General features: G+C 56.1%; 8 protein-coding genes. 3 read left to right on the top strand and 5 right to left on the bottom strand.

The features are described 5' to 3' along the window. Positions 1-38: 38 nt before the first annotated feature. Together BUA44_RS02480 and BUA44_RS02475 are read right to left on the bottom strand one after the other, a co-directional pair. On the bottom strand, positions 39-464 hold the full coding sequence (locus tag BUA44_RS02480; RefSeq protein WP_072808187.1) for an ACT domain-containing protein: 426 nt from the start codon (positions 462-464) through the stop codon (positions 39-41). Between the two features lie 11 nt (positions 465-475). After that, positions 476-1,813, bottom strand: a complete 1,338-nt coding sequence (locus BUA44_RS02475; RefSeq protein WP_072808184.1) for a phenylacetate--CoA ligase family protein — start codon at positions 1,811-1,813, stop codon at positions 476-478. A 299-nt stretch (positions 1,814-2,112) separates the two neighbouring features. On the opposite strand from BUA44_RS02475, the gene BUA44_RS02470 reads away from it, so the two are divergent. The 3 genes from BUA44_RS02470 to BUA44_RS02460 all read left to right on the top strand — a co-directional run bounded on the left by BUA44_RS02470 (position 2,113) and on the right by BUA44_RS02460 (position 7,375). Beyond that, positions 2,113-4,848, top strand: coding sequence for a BamA/OMP85 family outer membrane protein (locus tag BUA44_RS02470; protein ID WP_255370432.1), 2,736 nt, complete (start codon positions 2,113-2,115; stop codon positions 4,846-4,848). 16 nt (positions 4,849-4,864) lie between these two features. Next, positions 4,865-5,380 (top strand): OmpH/Skp family outer membrane protein, encoded by a 516-nt coding sequence (locus BUA44_RS02465; RefSeq protein ID WP_072808182.1) that lies wholly within the window; start codon positions 4,865-4,867, stop codon positions 5,378-5,380. Between the two features lie 87 nt (positions 5,381-5,467). Continuing rightward, a complete protein-coding gene (locus BUA44_RS02460) occupies positions 5,468-7,375 on the top strand; it encodes a SulP family inorganic anion transporter (protein WP_072808179.1) in 1,908 nt (635 codons plus the stop codon). A gap of 347 nt (positions 7,376-7,722) precedes the next feature. Here BUA44_RS02460 and BUA44_RS02455 read toward each other — a convergent pair whose 3' ends face one another. From BUA44_RS02455 to dnaG, 3 genes are read right to left on the bottom strand one after another with little or no spacing between them, the layout of a single operon-like run. Further along, on the bottom strand, positions 7,723-8,697 hold the full coding sequence (locus BUA44_RS02455) for a SufB/SufD family protein (RefSeq protein ID WP_072808176.1): 975 nt from the start codon (positions 8,695-8,697) through the stop codon (positions 7,723-7,725). A gap of 2 nt (positions 8,698-8,699) precedes the next feature. Then, on the bottom strand, positions 8,700-9,443 hold the full coding sequence (gene sufC, locus BUA44_RS02450; RefSeq protein WP_072808173.1) for a Fe-S cluster assembly ATPase SufC: 744 nt from the start codon (positions 9,441-9,443) through the stop codon (positions 8,700-8,702). Positions 9,444-9,447: 4 nt separating this feature from the next. Next, complete coding sequence (dnaG, locus tag BUA44_RS02445) at positions 9,448-11,373, bottom strand: DNA primase (protein WP_072808170.1); 1,926 nt, start codon at positions 11,371-11,373, stop codon at positions 9,448-9,450. Positions 11,374-11,940: the final 567 nt, after the last annotated feature.

Here is an 11,940-nt window from a genome sequence, read left to right as displayed (position 1 = left end):
GCGGGGATGACAACGTTGGGCTTTTTCGGTGCAGCTCGTTACCCCAGCAGTTCTTCCTTGCTGATGGCCTTGAAGTTCGTGGCCTTCAGGGCTTCGATAGCCTTATCCACGTCCTGGAAGCGGAGAATCATGATGTTAGAGCCGTTCAGGGTGGAGGGGTAGGCGTACATGTAGTCGATCTGCTGGCTGCCGACCGCAGTGGAGAGCAGTTCGGCGAGGCCACCGATGGCGGCGTTCACGGGGCAGGCGACCACGTCGGTGATGGTGGCGCTGAGGCCTGCCTTGGCGAGCACGTCTACGGCCTTTTCCGGGTCACTCACGATAAGGCGGATAAGCCCGAACTCGCCGGAGTCGGCAAGCGTGAGCGAAAGGAGGTTCACGCCGGCGTCGGCAAGGGACTTGCACACCGCCTGGAGACGGCCCGGACGGTTGGAAACGAATACGGATACTTGCGGAATCTTCATGTTGTACCTCCTTACATCTTCTTCCTGTTGTCGATAACTCTCTTGGCCTTGCCTTCGCTACGCGGCAGCGAATCGGGTTCGCACAGCGTGACGATGACGGAAATGCCGAGAATCTGTTCAATGGAGTGCTTGAACTTCTTGTTCAGCTGTTCCATATCGCTCATGGAGTCGCTCACCATGTCGCGGGAGACTTCCACCTTCACTTCGAGCGTGTCCATGTTGTTCTTGGTGTCGAGCACAATCTGGTAGTGCGGCAGTGCCTTCTCTGCGCGGAGGAGTGCCGTCTCGATCTGGCTCGGGAACACGTTCACGCCGCGCATGATAATCATGTCGTCGCTGCGGCGGCCAATGCGGCGGATGCGGCGGATGGTGCGGCCGCACTTGCACTTGGTCTTCTCGATGGCGGTGATGTCGCGGGTGCGGTAGCGGATGATGGGCATGGCCTTCTTGCTGAGCGTAGAAAGCACGAGCTCTCCCTCTTCGCCGTCTGGCAGCGGTTCAAGCGTTTCGGGGTCGACGATTTCGGGGTAGAAGTGGTCTTCGAAGATGTGGATGCCGTCGCGGCACTCGCATTCGCAGCCCACGCCCGGGCCCACGATTTCGGAAAGGCCGTAGATGTCGTACGCCTTGATGCCGGTCTTTTCTTCGATGTAGTCGCGCATGCCGTCGCTCCACGGTTCTGCACCGAAGATGCCGCGCTTGACCTTCAGGTCACGGATGTCGACACCCATCTTTTCGGCGACGTCGATGATGCGGACAAAGTAACTCGGGGTTCCGCCCACCGCGGTGACCCCGAAATCCTTCATGAGCATCACCTGGCGTTCGGTATTGCCGCCGCTGATGGGGATGACGGTTGCACCGAGGGCTTCGAAACCGCCGTGGATGCCGAGACCGCCGGTGAACAGGCCGTAGCCGAAGAAGTTCTGCACAATGTCGGTGCTGCGGAAGCCGCAGGCGAGGAGGCCGCGTTTGACGACCTGGGCCCACACGTCCATGTCTTCCTTGGTGTAGCCGACCACGATGGGCTTACCCGTGGTGCCCGAACTTGCGTGCAGGCGCACGACTTCGCTCAGGTCTACGGCGAACAGGCCATACGGGTAGGTGTCGCGCAAGTCCTTCTTCATGGTGAAGGGGAGCTTGGCCACGTCCTTGAGGGTCTTGATATCTTCGGGCTTTAATCCCTTCTCGTCCATGCGTTCACGGAAGAGCGGGACCTTCTCGTAGGCAAGTTTCACGGTGGCGCGCATACGCTGCAGCTGCAGGTCGCGCAATTTTTCTTCGGGCATAAAATCCAGCGCCATTTCGGGCAGGACCTTGTTTTCTTCGTCATTCCAGGCGGTTGAACGCATATAATCCTCAATAAAGAGTGGTTTAAATTTTTACGGAAAGTAATTTAGTCTTTTTATGGCTGAGAAAAAGAAAATTTTTTGAAAATATTTTCTGTGACGCCGCTTTTCTTGCGCTTGGCACCGCTTTCTTTACATTACGTGAAAAGTTGACGAACAAAGTGCGTTTTTCGGCAAATCCGGTTGGGCAGAAAGTTTCAATTTTTGTATTTTTGTGCGGTATTTTAAGTTTTTTTGAATCTATAGGTAGGTTTATTCTGCGTACCCGTCTGTTTTTATTGATTCTGTGTATTGTTGGTCTTGTGCAGGCCCAGCTGTTGGACATGTCCCAGATGCCTGTGGACTATATGGCCGAAAACAAGGTGAGGAAGGTCAAGGTCGAAGGTAACGTGAACATGGACCAGCGTGCGGTGTTGAGTCGAATCGGCATCCGCGACGGCCAGACTTTTTCGCCCACGATCCTTTCTGACAAGGTCCAGGAGGCGGTGTCCGCCCTCTACAAGTCGGGCCTCTTCGACGACGTTTCTGCATGGGTCGACTACATCGACAACAGCACCGAGGTGGACCTCATATTCAAGATTAAGGAACTGCCCGCCCTCGATACGGCGGTGCTGGACGGTAACGACGAGATTTCCGAGGACGACTTGCGCCTCAAGATGCGCCTGATTCCGGGCCAGGTGTACAGCAAGAGCCAGCTGGAACGTGACCGCCAGGCGATGATCGACTACTACCATTCCGAAGGCTTTTTGCTTGCCGAGGTGGGCTACCGCGAGACTCCCGTAGACGACAACAAGAACATGGTGACCTTCATTATCCGCGAGGGCGAGAAGGTGAAGGTGCGCGATATCAAGATTACGGGTAACGACAACGTGCCCGCGATAGACATTACCGACCACATGCTCACGAAGGTGGACCAGTGGTACGGTGGTGGCGAGTTCAAGGAGACTGTATTTGAGGCCGACCGCGACACGGTGTTGAACGCCATCCGCCACTTTGGCTACCTGGATGCGGAACTGACCGAATACCGTGCCGAATACCTGCCGGATTCCAGCTGCCTGTTCTACCTGGGACGCATGGTGCCGGTGGGCGAACGTCTGCAGCCGCTCTACGACCAGTTGAACCGCGCGATGGGCGACCCGGCGACTGCCATGTACAAGATGGCGGGCAAGCCCACGATGCAGGTCTCGCACTTCTTCCGTGCCTCCAAGGAAATGTCGCACCACGGGTACGTGACCCGTCCGCTCCCCCAGGTCAAGGAAGAGGAAGACGCCCTCAAGCTCATAAACGACATTATCCGCTACGAGGATTCCCGCAAGGAATGGCTCAAGATTGTGGAAGGCCGCAAGTTCAACAACCCGAAAATCGATTCGCTCAAGAAAATCAAGAAACTCTCGGAATACGAGGAAAAGTTGCTCGTGCGCTACATGATAGAGGACATGTTCCCGCTGTTGAACAAGTACGACAACATCCACACTTCGAGCGATATATGCATCCATATCGGCATGGTGGAAGGCCGCCGTTACTACATGGGCAACGTGCACTTCTCGGGGAACGAAGTCCTGAACGACAAGGTGCTCGGGTATGCGTTCCGCCTGGATAGCGGTGCGGTGTTCGACCAGTACCTCTACGATGCCTCCAGGAAGGCTCTGCTTGAAGTTTACCGCGAAGATGGCTACCTGTTTGCTCAGTTCGACGAGGAACGCACGTTCGTGAACGATTCCGTGGTGAATCTCACGTACCGCATGCGCGAAGGCCTGCCCGCGAGCATCCACAAGGTTTATATCCACGGCAACACGAAGACCAACGAGAAGGTTATCCGCCGCGAGGTGCGCCTGTACCCGGGCGATACGTACCGCCAGTCCCTGCTGGAACGCAGCTTCCGCGAAATCATGCAGCTCAACTACTTCGACATGGTCGTGCCCGATATCAAGATTTACGGCGAGCATGAAGTGGACCTCGACTTCACCGTGCAGGAGAAGGAAGCGGGTACCGGCCAGTTCAGCCTGGGTGTATCGTACAGCGAGAGCGACGGCCTTGTGGGTACGGCGAGCATCTCTATCCCGAACTGCTGTATGGGTGACGGCCAGGCCGCAAGCCTGAGCGTGGAATACGGTGCCGACAAGAAGAGCGCCTCCATCAGCTTCCAGGAACCCTGGCTGCTCGACAAGCCGATTACGCTCGGTGCAAGCCTCAGCTACTCCTGGTGGAACATGGAAGATTACGGCGACCCGAACATTACCCGCTACGGCGGTTCCGTGTACCTGGGCAAGCGCCTCAAGTGGCCCGACGACTACTTCTACGGCCAGGTCGGCTACAGCTGGCTCATGAACAAGCAGGGCCCCAACATCGACGGCAGCTACGTGGTTTACACCGGTATCGAATCTGCCATCAACTTCCGACTGGTGCGCGACGACAAGAACCTGCCGCAGTTCCCGACGGAAGGTTCCCGCTACCAGCTTGATATCCAGGTGGCAGATGGCGCGCTGTTCAGCGACTTCGAGTTCATCAAGACGGAACTCACCATCAAGTGGTGGTTCCCGCTGTTCCGCGACCGCCTCGCGATTGCGCTTACCAACGAGTACGGTGTTATGTTCGGCGACCAGCTGCAGTACCGCACGCTGTTCACGATGGGTGGCGTGATGGGCTACGAAGGCAACATGCGCGGTTACAGCTCGGGCTCCATTGGTTACCGCCGCCTGGGCCGCAGCTACCAGTACACGGGTGCAGAACTCCAGCTCGGCATTGTGCCGCAGGTGTTCTACCTGTTGCCGTTCTTCTTTGACGCGGGTAACGTGTTCGGTGAACGCTATGACCCCAAGACGAAGGTCGCAAAGCCGAGCAGGAACCCGCTCAGCGAATGGGACCCGACGAGCCTCAAGAAGGATATCGGTTTCGGGTTCCGCGTGGTGGTGCCGATGCTCGGTATTATCGGGTTTGACTTCGCCTGGCCGCTCGATGTGGGCGAAACTTACACGGGCCTGCAGCGCAGCAAGGTGGGCGACATGGAATTCAACTTTGTCATCGGTCAGGGATTCTAAGGAATCGGGAGGCTCTATGATTCGCAAGGTTCTAATCGCTTTGATGATGGTTTTCGCGTGCGCGAGTTTCGCCGAAGACGGCCTGCGCATCGCTCACGTGGATTCCAAGCTCATCTTCGACGGCTACAAGGGCACGAAGAAGGCGCAGGAAGAATACGACCGCCAGGTGGCCAAGTGGGAACAGCAGGCGAACCTCTTGCAGAAGGAACTTTCCGCCATCAAGGAAAAACTCGACAAGCAGTTGCTGATGCTCAGCGACGAAAAGAAGCGCGAACTCGAGGCGGAATACAACAAGAAGGATATCGAGCTCAAGACGTTTATCGACCGCGTGTATGGCCGTAAGGGCGAACTTGTGACCCAGAACGAGAAGGTGAGCGCGCCCATTATCCAGCTTATCCGCAAGGCGGTGAACGAGATTGCCCTGCAGGAAGGCTACGATATGGTCGTGGACCGCGCGACGGGTGCGGTACTCTTCTGGAAGAAGGAAAACGACCTGACCAACAAGGTGCTCGAGTACCTGAACAGTCGTTAGTACAAAAAAATTGCGGGTAAAATCCCCCTACACAAAACGTGTAAATTTTTCTAAATTTGGCGCCGTCTTTAAATCACGGAGTGCCAGATGACCAATATTCACGCCAAGGAATCGTTCAAGAACTTCCTACTGGGCGTAAAAGCGACCGTAACCCCTGAATCTGTCCGGGTACTCCGCCGGGGTTACACCAAGAAAAACTTCGTGAGCGACCTGATGTCGGGCCTTATCGTGGGAATCCTCGCGCTCCCGCTCGCCATCGCATTCGCCATCGCCTCGGGCGTGGGCCCCGAACAGGGCCTGTACACCGCGATTATAGCGGGTTTTACAATTTCCCTGCTGGGCGGTAGCCGTTTCCAGATTGGCGGCCCCACGGGTGCCTTCATCGTGATTGTCTACGGTATCGTAAGCCAGTACGGCTACGACGGCCTGGCTTCCGCGACGCTCCTCGCGGGTATCCTGCTCATTATCTTTGGCATCGCGAAGTTCGGTGCAATAATCAAGTTCATTCCGTACCCGGTAACCGTGGGCTTTACCGCGGGTATCGCCATCATCATCGCGCTCGGCCAGGTCCCGAACTTCTTCGGGCTCCGCTTCCTCGCGAAGGACCCGGCCGATGCCATCGGGAAAATCAAGCTGTATGCGACTTCGTTCGATACCGTGAACATGTATGCGGTAATTGTGGGTCTCGTGGCGCTTGCGGTCTGCATCCTGTGGCCGAAGATCACCACGAAGATTCCGGGCTCGCTTGTCGCGATTGTCGTCGCGACCGTGATGGTGAAGGTGCTTGGCTGGGATGACCCGCTTACGGGCCACGGCGTGGTGACCATCGGCATGAAGAACCATATCCCGAGCGGGTTCCCGGTGCCGCACCTGCCCAACATAAGCATCGAGATGATGCAGAAGGTGTTCCAGCCGGCTTTGACGATTGCCATCCTCGGTGCCATTGAGTCCCTGCTAAGTGCGGTCGTTGCCGACGGTATGACCAGCACCAAGCACCGCTCCAATACTGAACTTTTCGGCCAGGGCGTGGCGAATATCCTTTCCCCGATTTTTGGCGGTATCCCCGCGACGGGCGCGATTGCCCGTACCGCGACAAACATCCGTAACGGCGCGGTGAGCCCGGTTTCGGGCCTGGTGCATGCGGTCGTGCTCCTGCTCATTATGCTCGTGCTCGGCAAGTATGCCGAAATGATCCCGATGGCGGCGCTTGCTGCAGTGCTTTTCCAGGTGGCGTTCAACATGTGCGGCTACCGGAGCTTCATCAAGATGTTCAAGGCGCCCAAGAGCGATATTATCGTGATGCTCGTGGCGTTCTCCCTCACGGTGATTATCGACCTCACTGTGGCAATCGAAGTGGGCGTGTTGCTTGCGGCGGTGTTGTTTATCAAGCGCATGAGCGATGTGTCCGAGATGGAAACGGTGACCGAGGCCCTCAAGGATGACGACGAGGAGGCCGCGCACAACGAGCTCAGCCGCCAGGTGCCGAAGGGCGTGGTGGTTTATGAGTTGGCCGGTTCGCTGTTCTTTGGCGCGGTCGACAAGTTCAAGGACACGATGGCCCGCATCTCGGACAAGCCGAAGATTCTTATTCTGCGCATGCGTAGCGTGTCGAGCATCGATGCCGCAGGCATCCAGATGATCGAGGACCTGCTGAACCGCTGCAACCGCGAAGGGACGCAGCTCCTGCTCAGTGGCGTGCATGCCCAGCCCGTGGTGGCCTTGACGCGTGCCGGCGTGCTCAAGCAACTCGGTGAAGAAAATGCCCTCGGGAACATCGACGCGGCGCTCAACCGTGCGCGTGAACTGCTTGGCCTGCCTGTGGTGGATGCCTCGCACGAGGTTCCGCAGGCGCCCACCGTTTCTTGGGAAAAGAGCCTCGACAAGCCCTGGATGCCCGAGGAATCCAACGCCGCGATTGCCGAAGAGACGCCCGAAGTTATTGCCGAGAAGATGATGGACGAACCCATCAAGATTATCGAGAACGAGAAGAAGTAGCGAAAAATTGGGAACTTGGTTCCCGCTTGTCAAGGATCGTTCGCATTTCGCGTGACGCAAATCGCAGTGTGATTTTCATTACTTTGAAAATGGAATATTACATTTTATATTATGGAGCGTAAGGATAAGGGATGGATAAAATGATGACAACAATTCTCAAAGATCTCGCGTCTAGAACGTTCTTCGCGAACTTCATGGTTGCCTTCATGGGCGTAACACTCTACCTTCTTAATACTCTCTCATAAAATTTCCAATCGACTCCTAAAAAAGACCGCCTCTTGCGTGAGAGGTGGCCTTTTTTTGTGAGAATTTCGGCGCGAGGCAAACTTTTTTGCCGAAGTTTTCGCTTAGATTTCCTGTAAAAGGCGCTTTTTTGCGGGGCCTTCGGGCAGGGGCGCAAAGGTGTCGAACGCAAAGGCGTTCATGAGCATCTTGCGGGCCGCCTTTTCGGGGATTCCTCGGCTTACCAGGTAGAACATCTGCTCGGCGTCGAGTTCGCCCACGGTATTGCCGTGCGTGCATTCCACGTCGTCGTGGTAGATTTTCAGCACCGGCTTCACGGAAACGCTGCTGTTTTCGGAAAGCAGGATGGTGTTCACGAGCTGGCTCGAGAAGGCCTTGGTGCAGTCCGCATTCACAATGACGCTTCCGTCGTAACTGGCGTTTGCGTTGCCGTCGAGCAGGTTGCGCGAAAGCTGCGTGCTCGTGGTTTCGGGGGCGTTGTGGTAGATGTGGAGCCTGTGGTGGCTCGACGATTCCCCGCCGAGGATATTCAGCGTGCGTGCGTCAAAGCTTGCCCCTGCTGCGTTCAGGAAGGCGTCGATGCTCACGCGGGTAATGCCGTTCCCGCGCTCGATGGCCGAAAAGCGCACGTTGCTGCCGGCTGCCTGCGTAATACGGAAATGCCTGAAGGTGAGCGGCAGGTCGTTCGCGGGGTTCGCAAAGAATATCTCCACGTCGGCGCCTTCGCCCACGTTCACGTCGAACCGTTCCGCGCAAATCGGGTGCATCACCTTGTTGTCGAGAATCTCGATGCTCACTTTTGCGTTCTTGCCGATGTTCAGCACGGTATGCCCGAAGTCGTTGTTGCACTTGAGCATCGCCATCTCTTCGGAACCGTCGGCGATGTTCTGGACCATCGTGCGGGCGTTCTGCGCCACCGGGAGGAGTGCCGCGAAGTCGTTTTCTTCTGCAAAGTCGTCACTGCAGGTGCACGCGTCGGGGAATTCGGGCGCGGGAATCTTTGCCACGGGGAAGAACGTCCACAGTTCGTTGTTCCTGCGGGGCATTCCCAGTTGCTTTATGCGGGTAATGGCGTCCATCGTTATTCCTCGATCCAGTCGTAGCCCTGTTCTTCGAGCTTGAGGGCGAGTTCGGGCCCGCCGCTCAGGATGATTTTGCCGTGGCGCAGTACGTGCACGTAGGTGGGCTTGATGTAGTCCAGGAGCCTCTGGTAGTGCGTCACCAGGATAACCGCCTTTTCGGGGCTCATGATGTGGTTGATTCCGTTTGCCACGATGCGGAGTGCGTCGATATCCAGGCCGGAGTCCGTCTCGTCGAGGAAGCTCACCTTCGGGTCGAGAATCGCCATCTGGAGGATTTCGTTCCTCTTCTTTTCGCCGCCGCTCATGCCGTCGTTCACGCCGCGTTCACGGTAACGCTCGTCCATTTCGAGCAACTGCATTTTTTCTTCGCAAAGCTTCTTGAAGTCGTTGTCGTTTATCTCGGGCTGGCCGAGGTACGCGCGCTTGCTGTTGAGCGCCATCTTCAGGAATTCCACGTTGTTCACGCCTGGGATTTCGGTCGGGTACTGCGTGCTGATGAACAGCCCGGAGTTTGCGCGGTCGCTGATGTCCATCTCGAGCAGGTTCTTTCCGTCGAGTTCTACGCTGCCCTCGTCCAGGTGGTAGGCGGGGTGGCCCATGATGACCTTCGAGAGCGTGCTCTTTCCCGAGCCGTTCGGGCCCATGATGGCGTGGACTTCGCCCGGTTTCACCTCGAGGTTGATTCCCTTGAGGATCTGTGTACCGTCTTCGATGCTTGCTTTGAGATTCTTGATTGATAACATAGGGCTATCCTTGCGTGGCGGCTAGAATATGTAATAGCGGTTGTTTACTTTTTATAAGCTGGTCGGCGAGTGCGTCGAGCGAAAGCTTGCCCTGCTTGTAGAGGCTGTAGAGTTTTTCCATGTTCTGCATGAACTTGTTCAGGTCGAGCCTTTTCTGCACGCCTTCGGGCGTGTCGAGCGCAATACCCTTGCGGAACCGGTCGCAGAGCCGCAGGTTCAACACCATGAGGCTTTCGTAGAATTCGTAGATTTCTTTCGGGCTGGTCCACGTTTCTTCGGGCAGGTTTTCCATGAACTGCTTGAGCAGCGGGGAAAGTTGCTCGTAGAGCGTCTGGGGCGAAAAATAACCTGTTTCGGTGTAGCCCGCGATGACCGTGTTCACGAACTCGTCGATGATGCTCGATTCGAAGAACTGTATGCCACTTGCGGCGAGTTCCACGTCAAAGTATTCACAGGCGCGGTCCAAAAGCGTGGGGTTGCGTACGAGCAGGTTTGCAAAGCGCACCTCGAGCGGAGAGAGGAGTTCCCACGGGACGCGTTCGGGTTCGGCAGACTGTTGCGGCACGTCGCCGTACTCCGCGTATTCCGCGATATCTTGCGGGGCTTGGGGTGCGGCTGTCTTGGGTTTCTTTTGTGGGCGGATTCCCTGGATGCCTTCCAGCGTGGGCTTCGTGTTGAAACGTTCGGCGATGAGTTCTACGTACTGGTTCTGGAGTTCCTTGTCCTGGATGCTCTTGACGACGGATTTCACGTAAGTGATAAATTTCGCGCGGTCCTCGATGCCCTGGAGGTCGCTGTTGTGCGAAAGGTAACTGAGCCAGTCCTCTGCGCCCTTTAGTTGCTCGTGGAACGCTTCGGCGCCCTGCTCGTTCACGAAGTTGTCCGGGTCAATCTTTGTGCCGTCGGGGCGGGAGAGCGCGAAAATTCGCGGTACGATTCCCTTCGGGAGCACAATCTCGATGGTGCGGTGTGTTGCCTTGCGCCCCGCCTCATCGCCGTCGAACACGAGGTATGCGGTTTTCGCGTAGCGGGCGAGGATATTCGCGTGAAATTCGGTGAGGGCGGTGCCCGATGCCGCGACCACGTTCTGCACGCCGCCCTGATAGAGGCTGATGAGGTCGAAGTAGCCTTCCACGATGATGACCGCATTCTCCTTTGCGATGGCAGTGCGGCTGTGGTTGAGCCCGAAGAGGATTTCGCTCTTGTTGTAGAGGGGCGTTTCCGGGCTGTTCATGTACTTCGGGCGTTCGAAGCCTTCCTGCTTGGGCGCGAGGTCGCGGCCCCCGAATGCGACGACTGTCCCCGACTGGTTCTGGATGGCAATCATCAGACGGTCGCGGAACTTGTCGTCGATTCCGCCGTTCTTCTTTTCGACGGCGAGGCCCGCCCTGAGGCAGTCCTTGGGCGAAAAGCCGTTCTTTGCCGCATAGGCGATGAGACCTTCGCGCTTGTCGGGGGCGTAGCCGATGTGGAACTGCTTGCGCGTCTGTTCCGAAATGTTGCGCTTTGCGAGATATTCGAGGGCTTTCTCGCTCAGCGAGAGCTGCTGCTCGAACCAGTTGCAGGCAAGTTCGTTCAGCTTGCGGATCATGCCCTTTTCTTCTTGCACTTCCGCGTTTTCTTTTGATGCGAACTTGGGAAGGCTGAACCCGACGAAGTTCGCGACCCACTCGACGGCGCCATTGAAGTCGATTTTCTCGTGTTCCTGCACGAACTTAAAGACGTCGCCGCCCGCACCGCAGGCAAAGCACTTGTAGATGCCGAGCGTCGGGTTTACTGTCATGGAGGGGGAGTGGTCGTCGTGGAAGGGGCATACGCCCACGAAGCGGTTTGTGCCGGAGCGTTTCAGCGGCAAGAACTGCTGAATCACAAGCGAAATGTCCGCTTGCGATTTCAGCTGCTGAATGACATCTTCCGGGTAAAAGGGCATGCGCCAAAGATAGTTTTTTTGTTTGATTAATGTTTGCTACGAGGGGCACTTCGCACGCTCACACAATCACTTCGTTCCAGTGTTCGCTTTGCGAATTGCCCCTCTCCGCAAAAAAAAACGATAAAGTCTCTGTTTGGGAATAGTTTATTGCTATGGCGCATGTAGGGAATGAGCGGCGGGAGGAAATCCTCGTGACTGTTAGTCACTTCGAATTTCCTTTAAACTGCAGGGGAAAGATTAAACTGCTTTTATTCAGGTAATGTTTGCTACGAGGGGCGCTTCGCATGCTCACACAATCAGAAAAATATGAAAAAATGTGAAAGTGGCGGTGAAATGGAGTAAAAAGTGTCGATTTCACCGCCAGAAATTAACTTGTGTGTATTGAAATGTATCTTTTTCTTGTCGCGGAGGGTGTTGACGGCGGTGAAATGGGGTAGAAAATGCGAATTTCACCGCCAATATTTGCGGAAGAACTTCATTTTTTGCCGAATGTTTGCAAATAAACTAACAAAATGGCGGTGAAAATAGCAAAAAAGTTCCGATTTCACCGCCACTTCGGTATTTTGA

Origin of the sequence: Fibrobacter sp. UWR3, assembly GCF_900143055.1 — a bacterium.
Taxonomy (GTDB): domain Bacteria; phylum Fibrobacterota; class Fibrobacteria; order Fibrobacterales; family Fibrobacteraceae; genus Fibrobacter.
The sequence above is the reverse complement of the archived record's forward strand: the minus strand, read 5'-3'. Positions and strand labels throughout refer to the sequence as shown.

What these genes read in the sequence shown, in the direction of transcription:
- BUA44_RS02480 (WP_072808187.1), bottom strand. Translation starts at nt 464, where the DNA reads ATGAAGATTCCGCAAGTATCCGTATTCGTTTCCAACCGTCCGGGCCGT.
- BUA44_RS02475 (WP_072808184.1), bottom strand. Translation starts at nt 1,813, where the DNA reads ATGCGTTCAACCGCCTGGAATGACGAAGAAAACAAGGTCCTGCCCGAA.
- BUA44_RS02465 (WP_072808182.1), top strand. Translation starts at nt 4,865, where the DNA reads ATGATTCGCAAGGTTCTAATCGCTTTGATGATGGTTTTCGCGTGCGCG.
- BUA44_RS02460 (WP_072808179.1), top strand. Translation starts at nt 5,468, where the DNA reads ATGACCAATATTCACGCCAAGGAATCGTTCAAGAACTTCCTACTGGGC.
- BUA44_RS02455 (WP_072808176.1), bottom strand. Translation starts at nt 8,697, where the DNA reads ATGGACGCCATTACCCGCATAAAGCAACTGGGAATGCCCCGCAGGAAC.
- sufC (WP_072808173.1), bottom strand. Translation starts at nt 9,443, where the DNA reads ATGTTATCAATCAAGAATCTCAAAGCAAGCATCGAAGACGGTACACAG.
- dnaG (WP_072808170.1), bottom strand. Translation starts at nt 11,373, where the DNA reads ATGCCCTTTTACCCGGAAGATGTCATTCAGCAGCTGAAATCGCAAGCG.